Origin of the sequence: Micromonospora sp. TSRI0369 (assembly GCF_001905625.1) — a bacterium.
GTDB classification, from domain to species: Bacteria; Actinomycetota; Actinomycetes; order Mycobacteriales; family Micromonosporaceae; genus Micromonospora; species Micromonospora echinospora_A.
In genome coordinates this window covers 166,442-187,400 of record NZ_LIVU01000002.1, presented here as the reverse complement: position 1 = coordinate 187,400, position 20,959 = coordinate 166,442, and the positions used below count along the sequence as shown (strand labels likewise).

17 protein-coding genes, 3 pseudogenes and 3 riboswitches are annotated in these 20,959 nt (G+C 72.1%); of the genes and pseudogenes, 10 read left to right on the top strand and 10 right to left on the bottom strand.

Going from position 1 to position 20,959, the window contains the following annotated elements; translation table 11 throughout:
* Positions 1–21: 21 nt before the first annotated feature.
* Genes AMK25_RS06155 through AMK25_RS06145 form a run of 3 tightly spaced genes read left to right on the top strand, consistent with a single transcriptional unit; the run spans position 22 to position 3,061 of the window.
* The gene (locus tag AMK25_RS06155) at positions 22–900 is read left to right on the top strand and encodes a sulfite reductase subunit beta (protein ID WP_043325467.1); all 879 of its coding nucleotides are present in this window, start codon (positions 22–24) and stop codon (positions 898–900) included.
* Complete coding sequence (locus tag AMK25_RS06150) at positions 897–1,562, top strand: precorrin-8X methylmutase (RefSeq protein WP_013476141.1); 666 nt, start codon at positions 897–899, stop codon at positions 1,560–1,562. The genes AMK25_RS06155 and AMK25_RS06150 overlap by 4 nt, the downstream gene beginning before the upstream one ends.
* Complete coding sequence (locus tag AMK25_RS06145; protein ID WP_013476140.1) at positions 1,559–3,061, top strand: precorrin-2 C(20)-methyltransferase; 1,503 nt, start codon at positions 1,559–1,561, stop codon at positions 3,059–3,061. Before AMK25_RS06150 ends, AMK25_RS06145 begins: the two co-directional genes overlap by 4 nt.
* On the opposite strand, the gene AMK25_RS06140 is transcribed toward AMK25_RS06145, so the two are convergent.
* Together AMK25_RS06140 and AMK25_RS06135 are read right to left on the bottom strand one after the other, a co-directional pair.
* On the bottom strand, positions 3,062–3,817 hold the full coding sequence (locus tag AMK25_RS06140; protein WP_013476139.1) for a cobalt-precorrin-4/precorrin-4 C(11)-methyltransferase: 756 nt from the start codon (positions 3,815–3,817) through the stop codon (positions 3,062–3,064).
* The gene (locus AMK25_RS06135; RefSeq protein WP_064448784.1) at positions 3,814–5,022 is read right to left on the bottom strand and encodes a bifunctional cobalt-precorrin-7 (C(5))-methyltransferase/cobalt-precorrin-6B (C(15))-methyltransferase; all 1,209 of its coding nucleotides are present in this window, start codon (positions 5,020–5,022) and stop codon (positions 3,814–3,816) included. The genes AMK25_RS06140 and AMK25_RS06135 overlap by 4 nt, the downstream gene beginning before the upstream one ends.
* A 54-nt stretch (positions 5,023–5,076) precedes the next feature.
* A riboswitch (cobalamin riboswitch) is annotated at positions 5,077–5,220 on the top strand.
* A 47-nt stretch (positions 5,221–5,267) separates the two neighbouring features.
* Here AMK25_RS06135 and AMK25_RS06130 point away from each other — a divergent pair.
* From AMK25_RS06130 to AMK25_RS06105, 6 genes are all read left to right on the top strand, one after another.
* Positions 5,268–7,250: a magnesium chelatase subunit D family protein gene (locus tag AMK25_RS06130; protein WP_013476137.1), complete on the top strand. Its 1,983-nt coding sequence runs from the start codon at positions 5,268–5,270 to the stop codon at positions 7,248–7,250.
* A complete protein-coding gene (cobO, locus tag AMK25_RS06125; RefSeq protein ID WP_069088809.1) occupies positions 7,250–7,864 on the top strand; it encodes a cob(I)yrinic acid a,c-diamide adenosyltransferase in 615 nt (204 codons plus the stop codon). The genes AMK25_RS06130 and cobO overlap by 1 nt, the downstream gene beginning before the upstream one ends.
* Positions 7,858–9,219 (top strand): cobyrinate a,c-diamide synthase, encoded by a 1,362-nt coding sequence (locus tag AMK25_RS06120; RefSeq protein ID WP_069088810.1) that lies wholly within the window; start codon positions 7,858–7,860, stop codon positions 9,217–9,219. Before cobO ends, AMK25_RS06120 begins: the two co-directional genes overlap by 7 nt.
* 13 nt (positions 9,220–9,232) lie before the next feature.
* Complete coding sequence (gene cobA, locus AMK25_RS06115) at positions 9,233–10,255, top strand: uroporphyrinogen-III C-methyltransferase (RefSeq protein WP_069088811.1); 1,023 nt, start codon at positions 9,233–9,235, stop codon at positions 10,253–10,255.
* A riboswitch (adenosylcobalamin (AdoCbl) riboswitch) is annotated at positions 10,255–10,395 on the top strand. Its footprint overlaps the gene before it by 1 nt.
* Positions 10,394–10,603 carry a CbtB domain-containing protein gene (locus AMK25_RS06110; protein WP_013476133.1) on the top strand — a complete coding sequence of 70 codons (210 nt, stop codon included), beginning with the start codon at positions 10,394–10,396 and terminating at the stop codon, positions 10,601–10,603. Its footprint overlaps the riboswitch before it by 2 nt.
* A gap of 111 nt (positions 10,604–10,714) precedes the next feature.
* On the top strand, positions 10,715–11,497 hold the full coding sequence (locus AMK25_RS06105) for a CbtA family protein (RefSeq protein WP_069088812.1): 783 nt from the start codon (positions 10,715–10,717) through the stop codon (positions 11,495–11,497).
* A 22-nt stretch (positions 11,498–11,519) separates the two neighbouring features.
* On the opposite strand, the gene AMK25_RS06100 is transcribed toward AMK25_RS06105, so the two are convergent.
* The 6 genes and pseudogenes from AMK25_RS06100 to AMK25_RS06075 form a co-directional block, all read right to left on the bottom strand.
* Complete coding sequence (locus AMK25_RS06100) at positions 11,520–12,248, bottom strand: cobalt-precorrin-6A reductase (RefSeq protein WP_013476131.1); 729 nt, start codon at positions 12,246–12,248, stop codon at positions 11,520–11,522.
* Between the two features lie 131 nt (positions 12,249–12,379).
* Positions 12,380–12,574: pseudogene (locus AMK25_RS32640) on the bottom strand (nucleotide-binding protein); the annotation flags it as partial.
* On the bottom strand, positions 12,532–12,939 hold the full coding sequence (locus tag AMK25_RS32635; RefSeq protein ID WP_069088813.1) for a hypothetical protein: 408 nt from the start codon (positions 12,937–12,939) through the stop codon (positions 12,532–12,534). The gene AMK25_RS32635 and the pseudogene AMK25_RS32640, both read right to left, overlap by 43 nt.
* A gap of 484 nt (positions 12,940–13,423) precedes the next feature.
* Positions 13,424–13,931 (bottom strand): annotated as a pseudogene (locus tag AMK25_RS06085) (ABC transporter ATP-binding protein); the annotation flags it as partial.
* The gene (locus AMK25_RS06080; RefSeq protein ID WP_073827192.1) at positions 13,931–14,968 is read right to left on the bottom strand and encodes a FecCD family ABC transporter permease; all 1,038 of its coding nucleotides are present in this window, start codon (positions 14,966–14,968) and stop codon (positions 13,931–13,933) included. The gene AMK25_RS06080 and the pseudogene AMK25_RS06085, both read right to left, overlap by 1 nt.
* A gap of 26 nt (positions 14,969–14,994) precedes the next feature.
* Positions 14,995–15,978 carry an ABC transporter substrate-binding protein gene (locus AMK25_RS06075; protein WP_069088814.1) on the bottom strand — a complete coding sequence of 328 codons (984 nt, stop codon included), beginning with the start codon at positions 15,976–15,978 and terminating at the stop codon, positions 14,995–14,997.
* Positions 15,979–16,020: 42 nt separating this feature from the next.
* Positions 16,021–16,204, bottom strand: a riboswitch (cobalamin riboswitch).
* 588 nt (positions 16,205–16,792) lie between these two features.
* Here AMK25_RS06075 and AMK25_RS06070 point away from each other — a divergent pair.
* A pseudogene (locus tag AMK25_RS06070) lies at positions 16,793–17,032 on the top strand (MFS transporter); the annotation flags it as partial.
* 224 nt (positions 17,033–17,256) lie between these two features.
* Here AMK25_RS06070 and AMK25_RS06065 read toward each other — a convergent pair.
* Positions 17,257–19,326 carry an N-acetylmuramoyl-L-alanine amidase gene (locus AMK25_RS06065; RefSeq protein ID WP_073827191.1) on the bottom strand — a complete coding sequence of 690 codons (2,070 nt, stop codon included), beginning with the start codon at positions 19,324–19,326 and terminating at the stop codon, positions 17,257–17,259.
* 20 nt (positions 19,327–19,346) lie between these two features.
* Positions 19,347–20,795, bottom strand: coding sequence for an FG-GAP repeat domain-containing protein (locus AMK25_RS06060; RefSeq protein ID WP_073827190.1), 1,449 nt, complete (start codon positions 20,793–20,795; stop codon positions 19,347–19,349).
* Positions 20,796–20,959: the final 164 nt, after the last annotated feature.

Below are 20,959 nucleotides of genomic sequence, written 5' to 3'. Positions count from 1 at the left end.
GGGCTCTGGCACCATGTCGCCGTGACCGAGAGGACCCGCCGCGACCTGTGTCCCGGCCTGCTGCGCCCATGGATCGCCGACGACGGCGCGCTCGTGCGGGTGCGCGTCCCCGGCGGGATCGTGCCGACTGCGGCGCTGTGCGCACTCGTGGAGGTGGCCCGTGCGCACGGCGACGGCGCGGTCCACCTGACCAGCCGCGCCAACCTGCAGGTGCGCGGTCTCGAGCACGACGATGGGCGGCTGCCCGAGACCGTCGTCGCCGACGTCATCGCGACCGGGCTCGTACCGTCCACGTCGCACGAGCTGGTCCGCAACATCCTCGCCTCACCGCTGACCGGACGCAGTGGCGGCCGGGCCGATCTACACCCGGTCGTCGCCGGACTCGACGCACGGCTGCGCGCCGAGCCCCGGCTCACCGCGCTGACCGGACGGTTCCTGTTCGTGCTTGACGACGGCCGCGGTGATCTGGTCAGCCGTGACTTGGACCTGGGGTTGGTGGCGCTCGACTCGGACACCGCGCAGCTACGCGCCGGAACCTCGGCGTGGGGGCCAGTCATCCGGCTGGACGAGGCCGCCGCGGCGCTGACCGGGCTCGCCGTACGCTTCGCCGGGCTCGCGGGTGACCGGCCTGACTCACCCTGGCACGTCGACGAGCTGCCCGGCGCCGGCGCCGCGCTGCTGGGCACCGTACTCGACCGTGCCGAGCGGACCCGGGTGAGCACACCTCCACCCGCGCTGGGCAGGATCGTTCAGGATGACGGCCGCGTCACCGCGCACCTCGCGGCTTCCGGCGGCCGAGTGGACGCTCCCCTGCTGGAGGAGATCCGCGCGCTCGGCGCCGGCGAGATCGTCGTCACCCCGTACCGCACCCTGCTCGTCCCCGATCTGGAGAACGCATGAGTCTCACCACACCGGCACGCCGCTACGACTACGTCACCGACGGCGCGGCGATCTACGACGCCTCGTTCGCCACCATCCGTGCCGAGGCCGATCTTTCGGGTGTGCCGGCCGACGCCGAGAAGGTCGCGGTGCGGATGATCCACGCATGCGGCCAGACCGACCTCACCCGCAACCTGGTGATCCACCCCGGCCTGGTGGCCGCCGCCCGCGGGGCGCTGGAGGCGGGGGCGCCGATCCTGACCGACGCGCACATGGTCGCCGCCGGCGTTACCCGCGCCCGCCTGCCCCGTGACAACGAGGTCCGCTGCTTTCTGCACGAACCCGAGGTCCCGGCGCTTGCCCACCGGTGGGCAACGACCCGGTCGGCGGCGGCGGTGTCGCTGTGGACCGACCACCTCGCCGGCGCGGTCGTCGCCTTCGGCAACGCCCCCACGGCCCTGTTCCACCTGCTGGAGATGCTGCGCGACGGCGCGCCACGACCAGCTGCGATCATCGGTACGCCGGTGGGATTCATCGGCGCCGCCGAGTCCAAGCAGGCGCTCATCGACCTCGCCACCGACGCCCCCGGCCTCGACGTGCCCTATCTCGTGGTGACCGGGCGCCGGGGCGGCTCGGCGATGGCCGCCTCCGCGCTCAACGCCCTCGCCCGGGAGGCGGAGTGACCGGGCGGCTGTCCGGCGTCGGGGTCGGCCCGGGTGATCCCGAACTGATCACGCTCAAAGCCGCCCGGCTGATCGGCGCGGCCCAGGTCATCGCCTACCACCAGGGTGTCGGCAAACAGTCCAACGCGCGCCGCATCGCTGCCGGGCTGTTCCCGGACGACGTGATCGAGGAGGCGCTGGTCTATCCGGTGACGACCCAGAGCACCGAGCACCCGGGCGGGTACGCCGGGGCGATGGCCGACTTCTACGCCGAAGCCGCCGAGCGGCTGCGGGCCCACCTTCGTGCGGGCCGCGACGTGGTCGTGCTGGCCGAGGGCGACCCGATGCTCTACGGCTCGTTCATGTACCTGCACGACCGGCTCGCCGGCGAGTTCGACACGCAGGTCGTCGCCGGTGTGCCCGCCTTCGCCGCCGCCACCGCCACCACCGCCCTGCCGCTGGTCCGGCAGACCGACGTGCTGACCGTGCTGCCGGGAACGTTGCCCGAGCCCGAGCTGGCCCGGCGTCTCGCCGACACCGACGGGGCGGTGATCATGAAGCTGGGCCGGACGTTCACCAAGGTCCGCTCGGCGCTCGAGCAGGCCGGGCGCGTCGAGGGCTCCTGGTACGTCGAACGGGCGTCGATGACCGCCGAGCGGGTACTGCCTGTCGCCGACGTGGACCCCGCCACGGTGCCGTACTTCTCGATCGTGCTGGTCCCCGGCGACACCCGGCCCGGAGTGGCCCGTTACGACCTCCCGGCCACCAGGGTCACCGAACCTTATCCCGGTGCCGAGGTCGTCGTCGTGGGCCTCGGCCCCGGTCCCGATCGGTGGCTCTCCCCCGAGGCGTCGCAGGTGCTCGCCGAGGCCGGCCACGTCGTCGGCTACGGCCCGTACGTCCAGCGCGTCGCGCAGCGCCCCGGACTCGTCCGCCACGCCTCCGGCAACACGGTCGAGCTCGAGCGGGCCCGGCAGGCGCTCGAACTGGCGCTCGCCGGTGAGCGCGTCGCGGTCGTCTCCGGCGGTGACGCGGGCGTCTTCGGCATGGCGTCGGCGGTGTTCGAGGCCGCGGAGGACCCCCGCTACGCCGGCGTCGCCATCCGTGTCGTACCCGGGATCTCCGCCGTCCAGGCGGTCGCGGCGCGCGCGGGCGCGCCGATCGGGGCCGATTTCGCGGTGATGAGCCTGTCGGACCGGCTCAAGCCGTGGGAGGTCGTGGTCAAGCGGCTGCGCGCTGTCGCCGAGGCGGATTTGGTGCTGGCCCTCTACAACCCGCGCTCACGCTCACGCACCGAACAGGTCGCGCAGGCCCGGGCCGTGCTGCTGGAGCACAAGTCCCCCCGGACGGTCGTGGTCGTGGGCCGCGACATCGGCCGGGCCGGGGAGAGTCTCACCGTCACCTCGCTCGGCGAACTGGACCCCGGCAGCATCGACATGAAATGCCTGTTGATCATCGGCGCCTCGGCGACGCGAGTCACCGCGGCCGGACGTGTCTGGAGCCCGCGCTTCGTGCCCTGATCAGCCGCGCACGCGGCGCTCGCGACCGGCCGAGTAGAGGAACGACTCGCCGCCACGGACGTCCCCGGCCAGCGCCGGGCCGACCAGGATGACCGCTGCCTGTCGCAGACCGGCCTGCTCGACCCGGCCGCCGATGTCGGCCAGCGTGCCGCGCAGGATGAGCTCCTGCGGCTGCGACACCCGGTGCACCACGACTATGGGGCAGTCGTGGCCGTAGTAGCCGGCCAGTTCGGCGGCCAGCTCGCGGGTACGCGTGACCGCCAGGTGCAGGGCGAGCGTCGCGCCGGTCGCGGCGAACGCGGCGAGCTTCTCTCCCGACGGCATGACCGTGGACCGGGCCTGCGCGCGGGTGAGCACGACCGACTGGGCCAGCTCCGGGACGGTCAGCTCGGCGCCGACGGCGGCGGCAGCAGCCGCATAGGCCGGCACGCCGGGCGTGACGTCCCACGGGACCCGGGCGGCGTCGAGCCGGCGTGCCTGCTCGTGCACCGCCGAGTACAGCGACGGGTCACCGGAGCACAGCCGTACGACCTCGGACCCGTCGGCGTGTGCCTGGACCAGGTGCGTGGTGATCTGGTCCAGGTCGAGGTGCTGGGTGTCGATCAGCCGGGCGTCGTCACGGCAGTGCTCCAGCACCTCGGCGTCGAGGTACGTGCCCGGGTACAGGCACACGTCGGCGGACTCGAGCAGGCGTACCGCGCGGAGGGTGAGCAGGTCGGCGGCGCCGGGCCCGGCCCCGACGAAATGGACGGTCATGAATCTCCCTTGACGATGGACCACTGGCTGACTGCCCGTGCGGGCGTCCAGCCGGTGAAGCCGCCGAGCGGTTCGGCGCGTTCGACGTGCAGGCGGACGAGTTCACCGCCGCGCCGGCTGTGCTGCTTCAGCAGCACCGCCTCGGTCTCGGCGGTGACACCGTGCACGACGAGCCGTCCACCGGCGCCGAGCGCATCCCAGCAGGTGTCCAGCACGCCGGGGACGGTGGCCCCGCCGCCGACGAACACCGCGTCGGGACGGTCCAGGCCGGACAGGGCCCCGGGCGCCGAACCCTCGACCAGACACAGACCCGGCACGCCGAGGGCAGCGGCGTTGCGGTGCACCAGCGCGGCCCGGTCGGAGCGGGGCTCCACCGCGATCGTCCGTGCCGTCGGCCAGGCCCGCATCCACTCCACACCGATCGAGCCGCTGCCGGCGCCGACGTCCCACAGCAGCTGACCGGGCGCGGGCGCGAGCCGGGCCAGGGCACTGGCCCGCAGGTCACGTTTGGTGATCTGCCCGCCGTGCTCGAACGCGTCGTCGGGCAACACGCCGCCCGAGGCCCAGCCCGGACCGGCACCGCGAGCTTCGACAGCGAGAACGTTCAACCGCGGCACGTCGTTCAGGTCCCACCCGGCCGCGGTGGTCGCGGTACACGACTCACCGGCGGCACCGAGGTCACCGAGCACGACCAGCCTGGACTGCCCCCAACCGAGCCCGGTCAGCACCGCGGCCACGGCCGCGGGTGTCGTCTCGTCGCTGGACAGCACGAGCAGCCGGCGCCCGGCCGAGAGCGCAGGCACGATCAGCCGTAGGTCCCGGCCGACCAGGCTGACCGTGGTGACGGACTCGGCCGGCCATCCGAGACGTGCTCGGGCGAGGGCTACCGAGGAGACCCCGGGCACGATCGTCACGCGCTCCGGGCCCAGGACGTCCAGCAGCGTCGTGCCGATACCCGACACGAGCGGGTCGCCGGAGGCCAGCACGACAACCGGCCCTCGCGCGGAGGCGAGCACACCTGGCAGATTGTCCCGCAGCGGCGACGGCCACGCCACGCGCTGCTGGCCGTCGACGGGCGGCACCGCCTCGAGGTGCCGCCGCCCGCCGAGCAGCGTCGCGGCCGCCCGCACCAGCGCCCGGGACGGCTCCGGCAGACCCACCCACCCGTCAGCCCCGATCCCCACCACGGTCACCCGCTCCTCCATGGAGATGCACCCTAGCCGCCCACCGGCCCTTGCCCCGGCCACCGGGGCGTCTATGGTGATGCACAGGTTCGAGGTGCCCCACGACCGTGGTCGCGGGGAGAATCTGGGAAGCCGGTGAGAATCCGGCACAGGGCCCGCTGCGGTGATCCAGGCATTGACCTGGGAAGTCCGAAGACCGGCCTCGATCCGATCCACGGCGCATGCCGCGTCGTGGACCGCCATGGCAGATCGAGCGGGAGCCCTACATGCCAGCGCAGTACCCCTTTTGTGCCGTCGTCGGCGCCGACGACATGACTCTCGCCCTCACCCTGGTCGCGATCGATCCGCTCATCGGCGGTGTCCTGATCCGCGGGGAGAAGGGCACTGCCAAGACCACTACCGTGCGCGGCCTCGCCGAGGTGCTCCCGGCGGTACGGGTCTATGCGGGCGACCGGTTCTCCATCGACCCGGACGATCCCTCGGCGGTCTGCCCCGACGGGCCGTTCGACGTGCCCACGCCCGTCGTCGAACGGCCGGTACGCCTCGTCGAACTACCCGTCGGAGCCGGCGACGACCGGGTGACCGGATCGCTGAAGCTCGATGCCGCGCTGCGAGACGGCGTCGTCGCGTTCGAGCCTGGCCTGCTGGCCCGGGCCCATCGTGGCCTGCTGTACGTCGACGAGGTCAACCTGCTGCCGGACCACCTGGTCGACCTGCTGCTCGACGCCGCGGCGACCGGCCGGGTCAGCGTCGAACGCGACGGTGTCTCGGTCGAGCATGCCTCCCGGTTCGTGTTGATCGGCACGATGAACCCGGAGGAGGGCGAACTGCGCCCGCAGCTGCTCGACCGGTTCGGCCTGACGGTCGAGGTCGCCGCCCCGCGTGACCCCGTCCTGCGGGTGCAGGCGGTCCGCCGCCGGCTCGCATTCGACGCCGACCCGGAGGGCTTCGCCACACGCTGGGCCGGCGAGCAGGAAGCCCTGCGCACCCGGCTGGCCGCCGCCCGGCGCTCGCTGGCCGGTGTCGTGCTCGACGACGAGACGCTGACCAGGATCGCCGAGCTGTGCGCCGCGTTCGACGTGGACGGCCTGCGTGCGGACCTCGTCACCGCTCGCGCCGCCGCGGCGCACGCGGCCTGGCGGGGACGTACGCGAGTGACACTCGAGGACATCCGCATCGCCGCCCGTCTCGCGCTGCCGCACCGCCGCCGCCGCAACCCCTTCGACGAGCCCGGCCTGGACCAGGACCGCCTGGACGACCTACTCGGCCACAACGACCCCGACCCCGGACCCGACGGTCCCGGCGGCGGTCTGCCCGACGACACCGGGCACGACGGATCGGCCGGGGACGTGCCCGGCTCTCCCGGCGAGAGCCCGCCCGTACCGGAGCCCGAACGGCAGGCCGCCACATCGATGGCATCCGCGGGCGAGCCCGCACGTGCCCGCTTGCTGGTCGTGAAAGGAACCGGCGACGGTCAGGCCGGCCGGCGGTCCCGGGCACGAACACCGCAGGGCCGTGTCGCCGGGCAGCGGCGGCGCACGTCCGGCGACGGCCGGCTGCACCTGCCGGGCACCATCACCGCGGCGGCGCCGCATCAGCATTCCCGGGGTGGCTTGACCGGCGGTCGCGGCCTCGCGCTCGTGCCCGGCGACCTGCGCCGGGCCGAGACCGTCGGGCGCGAGTCGAACCTCGTGCTGCTGTGCGTGGACGCGTCCGGTTCGATGGCGGCCCGCCGCCGCATGGAGCAGGTCAAGACCGCTGTGCTGTCGCTGCTGCTGGACGCCTACCGCCGCCGGGACAAGGTCGCACTGGTGACGTTCCGCCGGCACACCGCCGAGGTCGTCCTGCCACCGACCGGCTCGGTCGACGTCGCCTCCCGCCGCCTGGCCGACCTACCGGCCGGTGGCCGGACCCCGCTCGCGGAGGGCCTGGAACGCAGTGGGGAGGTGCTGCGCCGGGAGGCGCTGCGCGACCCGTCCCGCCGGCCCCTGCTCGTCGTGGTGACCGACGGCCGCGCCACCTCCGGCCCGGACCCGCTGGGTCGTGCCCACCGCGCCGCCGCCGCGCTCGCCACCAGCGGTGTCCAGGTCGTCGTCGTGGACTGCGAGACCGGACGATTCCGGCTCGGCCTCGCCGCCCGGCTTGCCACTCATCTGAGGGCCGAGCACGTGCCGCTCGGTGAAGTGACCGCCGACGGGCTCACCGGGGTCGTTCGCACGGCGACCGCTCCGCGGGCGGGGGTGGCCTGATGCCGCAGGGTAAGCCGCTCACCGTCCCGGACGACGGCAGCACCACCCGCCAGCGGCGCAACCGGCCGCTGCTGATGGTCCACACCGGAAACGGCAAGGGCAAGTCGACCGCCGCCTTCGGTATCGCGATGCGCGCTTGGAACCAGGGCTGGGACATCGGGGTGTTCCAGTTCGTGAAGTCGGCCAAGTGGCGCATCGGGGAGCAGACCGTCCTGGAGAGGCTCGGGCTGCTGCACGAGCAGACCGGCGAAGGCGGGCCAGTCGAGTGGCACAAAATGGGCTCCGGATGGTCCTGGAGCCGTAAGAGCGGCACCGAGGCGGACCACGCCGCGGACGCCGCCGAGGGCTGGGCGGAGGTGAAGCGCCGTATCCAGGCGGAACGGCACCAGCTCTACATCCTGGACGAGTTCACCTATCCGATGCAGTGGGGCTGGGTCGACGTCGGCGACGTCGTGGAGACACTGGTCCACCGTCCCGGCCGTCAGCACGTGATCGTCACCGGGCGCCGGGCCGACCACCGGCTGATCGAGGCAGCCGATCTGGTGACCGAGATGCAGCACGTCAAGCACCCGATGGACGTCGGCCAGAAGGGCCAACGAGGCATCGAATGGTGAGCCTTCCGCGGCTGATCGTCGCGGCGCCGGCCTCCGGCCACGGCAAGACCACGGTCGCGACCGGGCTCATGGCCGCGCTGGCCGCGCGCGGGCACACCGTGTCGGGGCACAAGGTGGGGCCCGACTACATCGACCCCGGCTACCACGCGCTGGCCACCGGACGCCCCGGCCGCAACCTCGACCCGCACCTGACCGACCCCTCACTCGTGATCCCGCTGCTGCTGCACGGCGCACGCGACGCGGACATCGCCATCGTCGAAGGGGTCATGGGCCTGTTCGACGGCCGCATCGGCGGCGACGGTTTCGCCTCTACCGCGCACCTCGCGGCCCTGACCGCCACCCCGATCCTGCTGGTCGTGGACGTCTCGCACACCTCGCGCAGCGTAGGGGCCGTCGTGCACGGAATGGGCACGTTCGAGGCCGGCGTCACCGTCGCGGGTGTCGTGCTCAACAAAGCCGGGTCCGCCCGCCACGCCGCCGAGGCGGCCCGGGCGGTGGAATCCACCGGCGTACCGGTGCTCGGGATCCTGCACCGCGACCAGGGTGTCAGCGCCCCGTCGCGCCACCTCGGGCTCGTGCCGGCAGCCGAACGTGAGGAGGCCGCCGCCGCCCTGGACGTGCTGGCCGAGCAGATCGCCCGCCACGTGGACCTCGATGCGGTGCTGCAGGTGGCACGCACCGCACCCGATCTGGACGCCCAGCCATGGGATCCCGCCGCGCACGTCCGGCGGCTGGGCGCCGGATCACCGGTGGTTGCGGTCGCGGCCGGGCGTGCCTTCACCTTCCGGTACGCCGAGACGACCGAGCTGCTGCAGGCGGCGGGCTGCACCGTCGTTCCGTTCGACCCGGCCCGCGACCAGCGGCTTCCCGCCGGGACACGCGGGTTGTACCTCGGTGGGGGGTTCCCCGAGGTACACGCGTCCACGCTGAGCGCCAACACGACGCTGCGCCACGAACTGCGCCAGGCCGTCCTCGACGGCGTCCCCACCGTCGCCGAGTGCGCCGGCCTGCTGTATCTGTGCCGCTCCGTCGACGGCCATCCCATGGTCGGGGCGCTCGACGCCGAAGCCGTCATGACGCCGCGCCTCACCCTCGCGTACCACCGTGCCGCACTCGGCTCGGACCAGCTGCTCGGCGAGCGGGGAACCGCTGCCACCGGCCACGAATTCCACCGCACCACCGTCACACCCGGTCACGGCGAGCACCCCGCCTGGCGCATCGAGGGCCGCAATGCCGGATTCGCCTCCCCCAGCCTCAGCGCGTCCTATCTGCACGTGCATTGGGCTGGGCAACCGCATCTGGCCCAGTCGTTCACCGAGGCCGTACACCGGACGGCTGTCTCCTCAGCACGTTAGGAATCACCGTCACATGCAGCTGAACCTCACCGGCCGTAGCGTGCTCGTCCTCGACGGGAGCGCACCCGCCGCCGTCACGGTCAGTGCGCTGCTGCACAGGCGCGCCCTGGTCACCGTCGCCGCGCCGGCCGTGTGCGCCGCGCTGGAGGACCTCGCCCTCCGCGGGCGCCTGACCTGGGTCACCACCCCGGTCGACGAGAGCCGGTTCGACGTCGTGCTGCGTACCGTCGCACCCTCGGAGGCCGGGGCGCCGGCAGCGGTCCGAACGGCCGGACACGTCACGCTGGTCGGCGCCGGCCCGGGCGATCCAGGGCTGGTCACCGTCGCCGGACGCGCGGCCGTCAAGCAGGCCGACGTGATCCTCACCGACCGGCTCGCCCCGTGGGAGGCCCTGAAGTGGGCGCGCCCGGATGCCGAGATCATCGACGTCACCAAGATCCCGTACGGGCGGAGCACGAGCCAGGAACAGATCAACGCGCTGCTTGTCGAGCACGCCCGCGCCGGACGGCACGTTGTGCGGTTCAAGGGCGGCGACTCGTACGTCTTCGGCCGCGGCTTCGAGGAAGTCACCGCGTGCGCCGAAGCCGGCGTCCCCACCACCGTGATACCCGGCGTGACCTCCAGCATCGCGGCCCCGGAGCTGGCCGGCATCCCGGTCACCCACCGCGGACTCGTGCAAGGCTTCACCGTCATCTCCGGCCACGTACCGCCCGGCCATCCCGACTCGTCGATCGACTACGCCGCCCTCGCCCGCACCGGCACCACCCTCGTGGTGCTGATGGGCATGCGCAACCTCGCGGCCATCGCCGACGCGCTCGTCGCCGCCGGTCTCGACCGGAACACACCATGCGCCGTCGTCGCGGACGCCGCCTCGGCCGGCCAGCGGGTGCTGCGCAGTACCCTCGCCGACGTCGTCGCCGACACCGCCGAGGCCGGCATCGGCGCGCCCGCCGTAACGGTGATCGGCCACGTCGTCGCCCTCGGACCGGCCGCCGTGCAGGCAGTCGCGACAGCGTCGCGTTGCTCCGATACCTGATATGGTCGTGCCACCCTGCTGAAGGAAGCCGGTGTGAATCCGGCGCAGTCGCGCTACTGTGACGCCGCTCGCGGCGAAGCCAGACCCTCCAGCCAGGTCGACCACCCATCGACGGGACGCAGCATCCCAAGGAGTGTCATGCCTCAGGCGACCACGGCCATTCCGGCCGTTCTTCCCACCATTCCCGTTCGCGCGCTCGCCCCCTGGGCGCTGTTCTTCGCGCTGGTCACCGCCGTCGTCCTGTATTTCGTGGGCGCCGAGCAGGGAGCTTTCTCCGTCTTCGAGGGCACCTTCATCCACGAGCTGACGCACGACGCACGGCACGTGCTGGGCTTCCCCTGCCACTGACACCACGCCACGCGGCAGTCCGCCCGGCCCGGCCGGAGTTTTCGTCTTTCCTCGTCACCGGCGCTGCGGGCGTTTCGTGCTGCCCGCGGCCGGCTCCCGAACGGACCCTTGATGACCCCTCGCACTTTTCTCGTTCACGGGCTGTTGGCCGGGCTCATCGCCGGTTTCGCGGCCTTCCTCGTCTCCTACGTCGTCGCCGAACCCCAGGTCGATGCAGCCATCGCCCTGGAGGAAGCCGGTGCCGCCGAGCACCCGCACGACAATGCCACCGCCGAGCAGTCTCACAGCCACGATGAGGAGGAGGCCGAAGTCTCGCGTGGCACCCAGTCCACCGGGGGCCTGGCACTGGGCACCATCCTGGTAGGCGTCGTCCTCGGTGGAGCGACCGCGCTCGCTGCCGCCTTCGCCGCCGGGCGTCTGGGCTCCCTGTCCGCACGGGCCAGCACCGCGGTGGTCGCCGCCGTCGGTTTCGTCGCCACCGCCCTCGTGCCGTTCCTCAAGTACCCCGCCACACCACCGGCGGTCGGCTCCGGTGACACGATCAACGAGCGGACCGCGCTGTACTTCGGGTTCTGGGCACTGAGCCTGGCCGCCGCGATCGGCGCCGTGGTCCTGGCCCGGCGTCTGCTGCCCCAGCTGGGCGCATACTCGGCGGTGCTGGCCGGTGCCGGCGCCTATCTCGTGGTCGTCGTGGTCGCCGGGGCTCTGCTGCCGACGGTCAACGAGGTCGGCGGCTTCCCGGCCGACACACTCTGGTACTTCCGCATCTCGTCGATCACGACCCTGGCCGCGACTTGGGCGGTCCTGGGTGCAGTGCTGACCGGTCTGGTCGGACGCGACGCGGACCGTGCCGCCGAGCGGCTGCGCCGCCAGGAGCTGGCGGCCACGCTCTGAACCTTCCCGGCTGAACCTCGCGTCAGGGTGCGGGCAACGCCCGCACCCACGCCAGGGCGGCGTCCACGTCACGGACCAGCGGCACTCCGGCCGGCGGCCCGGCGCGGCGCACGATCACGACCGGCATCGCCCGCTCGGCGGCGACCTCCAGCTTCGCGACCGTGTGGTCACCGCCGGAGTCCTTGGTAACTAGAACGTCCGTGCCCGCCATCACCTCCCGCTCGTGCGCGAGGGTGTAGGGACCGCGGCTGCGCAGCAGCTTCCACGACACCGGCAGGACGATGTCGGGCTCGTCCACCACGCGAACCAGGCACGCGTGCCGGCGCAACGGTTCGACGAAGTGCGCCAGCGACTGCCGTCCGACGGTGAGGAACGGCCGGTCGCCCAGACCGGCCGCCACCCGGGCAGCTTCACTGTGGTCACCGGCCCAGTACCAGGCCGACGCCTCGGGGCGAGCGGCCCAGCCGGGCCGTTCCAAACGGAGCAGGGGAACCCCGGCGGCCGGGCACGCCGCCGCCGCGTTGGCGCTGATCTTCTCCGCGAACGGGTGCGTCGCGTCGACCACGGCACGCACCCGGGTCTCCGCCAGGTACGCGGCCAGTCCTGCGATCCCGCCGAAGCCACCGACGCGGACCTGCCCCACCGGCAGCCGGGGACGCGCGACCCGCCCCGCCAGTGAGGTCACGACCACGGCACCGTCGTCGACGAGCGAGGCCGCCAGCGCGCGGGCCTCGCCCGTCCCACCGAGCACGAGAATCCTCACGCGTAGGGTCCGATCACCGGCGCCGCGGGAGCGCCCCGCTCGGCTAGGTTCAGCAGCGCGTCGACCTCCAGGTGTTTCTCCGCCAGGTCGGCGAGCAGATCCAGCCGGGCCTGCCGGGCCGGCTCTGCGCCCGCCGCCAGCGCCTGCACCCACTGAGCATGGCCGATCTCCGCCCCACCCGCACACGCCATCGAATTGTTCGCCATGTTCCGTGCCTTGAACGGAGCGACCCGAACACCGCGCCGTGCGAACGCCCGGCACAACGCGGTCGTCACCCGGCTCTTGCCCGCGTCCGACGTCGTGCCCGCCACCATGAGCCGCCCGGTTCGGCGAGCCTGTCCTTCCACCGCCCCAGTATCGCCTGCTGTCCATCCGCCGGACCGCCGGGCTCGGCGTGGGCGAGGTCCAGCCCGGGCTGGTGTCCGACGCTGCCCACCACTTCGGCCATCAGCAACGTGACCTCATGGACGAGTTCGTCCATGCTCTGCCCTGTCTGTGACTGGACCAGGGCCAAGGGCGAGTTCGGCGAGCAGCATGAAACCCGGGTGCGCACGGTCTCGTCGCCGATGGCGCCCAGCAGTTCCTCGGCGCCGGCGAAGGCACCGCGGTGTCTGGCCGCAATGACTCCCGCCGCCTGCTGCGCCGCGAGGAACGCCGGCCCAGCGCCGGCCTCGGTCATCGTGCCAGGATGATCGGGTTGCCGGCGCGGGGCGCGTCGAACCGCCGGGTCACGTCCGACCAGTGAACCGGTGGCCGCGTCGAGCGCCGCGTGCAGCAAACGGTTTCGCGCCGTCGAGGAAACACCTGTGCACGAATACGCCCAGACGCGCGGCCATCTGCTCGGCGAGCTGGTGGATCGTGTCGTGGCCAGCGTGGTGGGTGACCGACCGGGCACCGGCAGCACGTGCCGGGTCATGACGGCGGCCGGAACTCAATGACGGTCCGCCCGTCGTGAACCCGCACGTCTGCGTCGACGCCGTACACGTCGGCGAGCAGCGCCGGGGTGAGCACCCGTGCGGGTGGTCCCGCGGCGACGACCCGGCCGTGGTGCAGCACGACGACGGTGTCGCAGAACATGACGGCCAGGTTGAGGTCGTGCAGCGCGGCGAGGGCGGTGACCTGCGATCGGCGGACCAGGTGCAGCAGCTGAAGCTGGTGGCCGATGTCGAGGTGGTTGGTGGGTTCGTCGAGCAGCAGCAGTTCCGGCTCCTGGGCCAGCGCGCGGGCGAGCTGGACGCGCTGGCGTTCCCCACCGGACAGGGTCTGCCACTTACGGTCGGCGAACCCGGCCAGGTCGACCCGGCCCAGTGCCTCGACCGCGGCGGCATGGTCGCTGCCGGTGTCGGACCAGCGGGTCCGGCGGTGCGGGATGCGGCCGAGCAGGACCACGTCGCGGACGGTCAGGTCGAGGTCGGTCTCGGCGTGCTGGGCCAGCAACGCGATGCGCCGGGCCAGGGCAAGGCGCCGCAGCCGAGTCACGTCGTCGCCTGCGAGTGTGATGTTGCCGGTATCCGGGCGCACCAGGGCGGCGACGGCCCGCAGCAGGGTGGTCTTGCCGGAGCCGTTCGGGCCGAGCAGCCCGACCAGGCTGCCCGCCGGGACGGTGCCGGTGACGTGGTCGAGGATGCGGGCGGCGGGCACCGCCCACGAGACGTCGGAGATCTGAAGCATCAGCCGCGTACCTCCCGGCGGCGCAGGATCAGGAAGAACGCCGGCACCCCGACCAGTGCCGTCAGCACCCCGACCGGCAGCTCACGCGGTTCGAAGACGGTGCGGGCGGCGGTGTCGACCCAGGTCAGGAAGATGGCGCCGGCGAGCACGGCGACCGGTAGCAGCCGCCGGTGGTCCGGTCCGGTGATCAGGCGGGCGGCGTGCGGGAGGATCAGCCCGGCGAACCCGATCGCGCCGCTGACCGCGACCAGCACGGCGGTCAGCAGGGCGGTGCCGACCAGCAGCAGCCACCGCAGCCGGTTCACCTCGACGCCGAGGCTCGCGGCGGCCTCCTCACCGAAGGCGAAGGCGTTGAGGGTACGGGCGTGCCAGCCGACCACCGCCAGCACCACGACCAGCACCGGTACCGCCCAGCCCAGGGCCGTCCAGTCGGCGCGGGCCATTGACCCGGACAGCCAGAACGTGATGCTCTGCGTGGCGTGCGGGTCGGCCACCCAGATGATCACGAAAGAGGTCAGTGCCGCGCACAGTTGTCCCACCGCGACCCCGGTCAGCACCACGCGCGTCGGCGACAATGCCCCGAACCTCCCGGCCAGGCCCACGACCAGCAGGAACGCGACAAGGGCGCCGAGGAAGGCGCCGCCGGTCAGCGCGGCTACGCCACTACCGATGCCGGCCACGACCACCAGGACCGCGCCCAGCGACGCCCCTGAGGAGACCCCGAGCAGGTACGGGTCCGCCAGGGGATTGCGGGTGACGGTCTGCATGACCGCACCGGCCGCGGCCAGGCCCGCCCCCACCGTGGCGGCGCCGAGAACCCGGGGCAAACGTAGGTCCCAGACGATGTGGTCGCGCAGCAGCGGCACGTCCGAGTTCGCGAGTCCCAGGTGGCCGGCGACGACCGTCCACACCGTCCCGACAGTCAGGTCGGCCGGGCCGATGGTGACCGCGACGGCCACCGACAGCACCAGACCGGCGACCAGAGCCAGCACGAGCGCGGCCAGGCCGACCGCCCGCACCGGGCGGTGGGTGCGCACCGGGGCGGGCCGGGTGGTGACGGCGGTCAGCTCGGGACCCCGGACGGCAGCGCGGCGATGCCCTGGGCGAGGGCTTCGACGCCGAGGACGTTGCGGACACCGGCCGTGGTTGACGAGAACGGGATCACCACGTACCACTGCTGTTTGACCGCGGGCAGGTCCTTGAGGGTGCGGTGCCCGGCGAGGAAGGTCTTCTTCTGCGCGGCGGGATCCCAGCTCGCGTCGACGAGCACGATGACCTCGGGGTTGCGGTCGGTGACGGTCTCCCAGCTTGTGTCGCCCCAGCTGCCGGTGAGGTCGGCGAAGGCGTTGGTGACCCCGGCCGCCGACATGATCATGTTGGGGGCGCCGCAGCAGGCGCCGACGCTCGGGGCGTCGCTGCCGCCGTCCCACCACATGACCTTCACGTTGCGGGCGGTGCCTGCGGCCGTGGCGATGCGGCCCTCGTGGTCGGCGATCAGCTTCTCGCCGCGGTCGCTCACCCCGAAGATCGCCGCGAGCTCGCGGATCTCGGTGAACACGTCGCCGATGGCGAGCTTCGCCTGCCGGGTCTGCGCCGGGCACCCGGCAGGGGAGATGTAGGTGCCGACGCCGAGTTTCTGCCAGTCGGCGCGGTCACCGACCCCCTCGTCACCGAACGCGCTGTTGTACGACGCGTACACGAAATCGGGTTCAGCCTCGAGCAGCTTCTCCTTGGTCGGGTACTCCTTGGCCAGCACCGGGATCTTCGCGTAGGCGTCCGCGTAGGCGGGCAGGATCGCGTCGTCGAGGTAGGCCGTGCCGATCATCCGATCTTGCAGGCCCAGGGCCAGCATGATCTCCGTGGCGGCCTGGTTCATGGTGACGACCCGCATCGGTGGCGCCGCGATGGTCACCGGGGTGCCGCAGTTGGTCACCGCGACCGGTCCAGCGGACACCGCCGGTGGTGCGGCAGCAGGCTTGGCATCGGCGCCGCAGCCGGTGAGCAGCACAGTGGACAGCAACAACGGCGCGGCAACGCGCCAGGGCATGGGGAACCGCACAGCGGGACCGCCTTCCAACACCTCGTGGACGGGGACGAACGTGCCGTGGCCGGTCTCCTGGCTGACGGGACAAGCAACCGCCGGCCGGCCTTCCCAGGCATCTCTGCCCAGTGACCTCGCGAAACGACGAGGGCCGACGGTCTCCCGATCACAGTGGCGAGGGCCGCGCCGGCATCACACCGGCTTCCCGAACACCACGGCGTCCCCACCATAACGGCCCGCGCTCGCCGCGGATCCGGTCCGGGCACCCGCTGTGGGAAATCCGACGCGCCGGACCGGCCTCGGCGTGGCTGTCGGCCCGCAACCCATCCGGCTCCTTTCTCGTGCGCGGTGGCTGGGCGAGGGCACGTGATCGACAGTGAGCGCCGTGGCTGAGGCTGAGCAGCAATACGTGAGCGCAGGTGCGAGGCCACGTCCGCCGGCGACCGGCTCCTCGGTCGTGGGCATGAGGCCGGCGATGCAGACGTCGAAGAGCTCGACGAGCGAGCACGGTACTTCGCGATCTGGATCGCCATCCGACCTGCGTTGCCGACGGCGCCGAGGACAAGGACGCGCTGGCCCGCGGTGAAGTTGATGCGGCGCGTCAGCGCGATCCAGGATGACATCGCCCGGGTTCATGGCGGTGGCGATCCGCACCGGGTCCACGCCGTCGGGTAGAACCACGCTGCGCGAGGGTCGATCAGGGTGCGTTCGGCGAAGGTTCCAAGGGGCGTATCGTGCAGGACCACGCAGCGGACGTTGCCCTTCTCGTCGCGTACCACGCCGTCCACGCCGGGGACGAGCGGGAAGATGTTGTTGCTGGTCCCCGGCGATCGGCATCTGGGCGGCGACCAGTGCGCTGGGCTTCGCCGCCGGGCCACCAATCGGCGGACTCGTCCTGGCTCACCTGCCCTGGGGTGCAATCTTCCTGGTGAACGTCCCGATCGTGGTGATCTGCCTGCTCGCCGGCCGGCTACTGGTCCCGGAATCGCGGGACCCGGCCGGTGGACGCCTCGACCTGGGCGGGGCGACGCTGTCCACCGCCGGCCTGACCGCGATCGTCTCCCCGGGTTCCGCCCACGTCCCCGCCGGTCAGGTGGCCAGGCGCAGGTGACGCCGCTGCCGCAGCCGCACCGCGACAGCCCGCCACGACCAGCAACGTGAGCGCGGCAGCGAAGGCCAGCCCGTCGGTCAGGCCTGCCTCCAGCTCGCGCAACGTGGTGGAGCGGTAGGTGGACGGCGAGCGACGCCGGTCCCGATCCGGGCCGGCGTCGCTCGCCGTCGGGCTCAGAGTGTGGTTTCGCTGGTGAGGCCGAAGTAGTCGTGCCATTTGGTGCTGGGGGCGAAGGTGGTGCCGGTGGAGAGTGCGACGTAGATGTCGTTTGTGGTGCTTTTGGTGAAGACGATGAGGTCGTCTTTGCCGTCGCCGTTGGTGTCGGCGAGGTAGGGGAACTCGCCGGTTAGGCAGAAGAAGTCGTGCCACTTGATCGTGGTTCCGGCGAAGGTGGTGCCGGTGGAGGTGGCGGCGTAGACGTCGGCGTCGGTGTTGCAGGTGAAGGTGACGATGTCATCCTTGCCGTCGCCGTTGATGTCGCCCACCCGGGGCTGCTCGGCGCCGACGGCGAACAGGTCGTGCCATTTCTGCGGTGCCCCGAAGCCGTTGCCGGTGGACAGGGCGACGATGACGTCGGCGGCGGTGGCGGGGCCTTGGGTGAAGGTGATGAGGTCGTCGCGGCCGTCGCCGTTGACGTCGCCGAGGGCGGGGAACTCCCCGGCGATGGAGAAGTAGTCGTGCCATTTCACGGCGGTGCCGGTGAAGGAGGTGCCGGTGGACAGGGCGACGTAGACGTCGGCGTCGGTGTCGTGGGTGAAGGTGATGATGTCGTCGCGGCCGTCGCCGTTGACGTCGCCGACGGCGGGGACTTCGGTGCCGGGGGCGAACCAGTCGTGCCATTTCGCGGATGCGGCGAAGGATGTGCCGGTGGACAGGGCGACGTGGACGTCGGCGGTGGTGCCGTGGGTGAACACGATGGCGTCGTCGCGTCCGTCGCCGTTGACGTCGCCGGTCAGGGGGGTCTCTCCGGGCAGGGCGAACCAGTCGTGCCACTTCACCGACGTGCCCGCGAACGACGAACCCGTCGACGTGGCCACATACGCGTCGGCCAGCGCACCGTGGGTGAACGCGACCACGTCGTCCCGGCCGTCACCGGTGAAATCCGTCGGCGAACCACCGAAATAGCGGGCGGTCGGGCCCCCGCCACCCTGGTTCACCAGCGAGAGGTAGTAGTTCCAGTTCCAGTTCGGTCCCGGGTCGGTGTGGTCGTTACCCGGGATCTCGTTGTGCCCCTTGATGCCGGTGCGGTTCTTCGGGATGCCGTACTTGTCGCACAGGTAGCGGGTCAGCGCGGCCGAGGAACGGTACATCGCGTCGGTGAACCAGGCCGGGTTGTCGACGTACCCCTCGTGCTCGATGCCGACGCCGTACGCGTTGCCGGACCGGGCGTGGTACGCGGTGTCGCCCTCGCGGACCATCTGGGTGATCTCGCCGTTGCTGGACTTCACCACGTAGTGGGCGCTGACGCCGGACGACGGGCTCTGGAACCAGCTGACCGTCCCGGCGTACGAGCCCTGGGTGACGTGGAGGATCACAGTGGTGATCCGGCTGGACCGCCCGATGCCGTAGTTCGCGCCGTTCGCGGCGACCCACCGCGCCGCCGGATACTCCGGCACGGCTGCGAGCGTACGGGGCGCCGTGCCGGCGGGGGGAACCGCGGCGTAGCGGCCGCGCTCCGGCTCGACCCGGTACGCCCGGACCGGCACCGCGCCTGGGATGCCCTGCTGCACCAGCTCGTAGATCCCGTCCGCGTACAGGCGGGCGGTGGCGTCGTCGGCCGCGCCGCCGTACCGCGCCACCACCGGATACCAGGCGGTGACCCGGTCCCGGTCCCGCGCGGTCAGCCCCTCGGCGTCGGCCAGCTCGCGCAGCACTGCCGCGCCGCCGCGGATGTTCGCCGGCGTGACGGTCTTCAGACGCGCGACCGGCTCACCGGTCAACGCCGCCGCCCGTTCCAGGCTGTGCCGGACCGGGTTGCTCACCAGGTGCATCACCCCGTAGCCGTTGGCCTGGCTCGGCTCGCCGCCGTGCCCGTCCAGGCGGGACTCGCCGTAGCCGACCGCTACCAGGACGTCCCGGGGCACGTCGTACTCCTGCGCCGCCCGCACGAAGGCGGCGTCCAGCGCGGTACGGCCCGGCGGCGTCGCGGACACCGGCGCGGGCTGCACCGCGACCGCGCCGGCGAGCGCCGCCACCAGCAGGGCGACGCCGGCGCGCCGCCGTCTCCGTCGTGTTCCGGCCACGGGGGCCTCCCATCCTGGCGTCACAGCGTCACCTCACCGGTGAGGCCGAAGTAGTCGTGCCATTTGCTGCTGGCACCGAACGTGGTGCCGGTGGACAGGGCCACGTAGACGTCGTTCGTGGCGCCCTTGGTGAAGACGATGAGGTCGTCTTTGCCGTCGCCGTTGGTGTCGGCGAGGTAGGGGAACTCGCCGGTTAGGCAGAAGAAGTCGTGCCACTTGATCGTGGTTCCGGCGAAGGTGGTGCCGGTGGAGGTGGCGGCGTAGACGTCGGCGTCGGTGTTGCAGGTGAAGGTGACGATGTCATCCTTGCCGTCGCCGTTGATGTCGCCCACCCGGGGCTGCTCGGCGCCGACGGCGAACAGGTCGTGCCATTTCTGCGGTGCCCCGAAGCCGTTGCCGGTGGACAGGGCGACGATGACGTCGGCGGCGGTGGCGGGGCCTTGGGTGAAGGTGATGAGGTCGTCGCGGCCGTCGCCGTTGACGTCGCCGAGGGCGGGGAACTCCCCGGCGATGGAGAAGTAGTCGTGCCATTTCACGGCGGTGCCCGAGAACGACGACCCGGTTGACAACGCCACGTAGACGTCCGCCGTCGCGTTGTGCGTGAACGCGACGATGTCGTCCCTGCCGTCGCCGTTGACGTCACCGACGGCGGCGATCTCCGCGCCGGGGGCGAACCAGTCGTGCCACCGGCCCGGCGACGCGAACGCCGACCCGTTCGACAGCGCCACGTACACGTCGCCGGTGTTGCCGTGCGCGAACGTGACGATGTCGTCGCGGCCGTCACCGTTGACGTCGCCCGTCGACGCGGTCTCCCCGCCGATGGAGAAGAAGTCGTTCCACTTCACCGACGTTCCGGCGAAGCCGGTTCCGGTCGACGTGCTCGCGTACACGTCGGCGGAGGCGTTCTGGGTGAAGGTGAGGATGTCGTCGCGGCCGTCACCGTTCACGTCCGTCGACGAGCCGCCTGCCATGCCGTGGGTACGCGCCGCCTGGTTGAGCAGCGTGCGCGCGGTCCCCGCCACCTGGTCGTACCGGTCGGGGAAGCCCGATCGCTGGACGCACTGGGCGACCTGGCCCGCCGTGTAGCCGGGGTTGTTGCGGTCGCAGGTGATCGCACGCGTGACGTACTGCGTGGTGGCGTAGACCGGGTCCATGATCTGCTCCGGCGTGCCCCAGCCGTAGTCCCAGCGCTGCTGGAACACGCCCAGGCTGGACTTGTCGCCGCAGGGCAGGTTGTTCATGTGGGACTCGACCCAGCCCGCCTCGAAGGTGGAGAGCATGACCTTGTCGTTGACGTTGTACGACCGGGCCACCCGGTAGACGATCACGGTGACGGCGGGGTCGTGGGTGGCCGGGACGGACGGGCAGGCGAGCGTGCCGATCGGTACGGCGGCGGCCGGCGCGCCGGCCGCGCCGGCCGCCGTGACGGTGCAGAGCGCGACAAGCATCGCCAGCAGATTTCGTCTCACCGTGCTCCTCGGGGGTGGGGGTGACCAGCGGCACCGGGCGAGAAATCGATTGCTGACGAGTCTCGTAGTCACCCACATCGATGTCAATAGCGGCGGCGGGACGCGATCGACCCGGTCGGAAATCGATTGCTGGACGGGTATAGGATTCCGTGCGATCTCCCGCG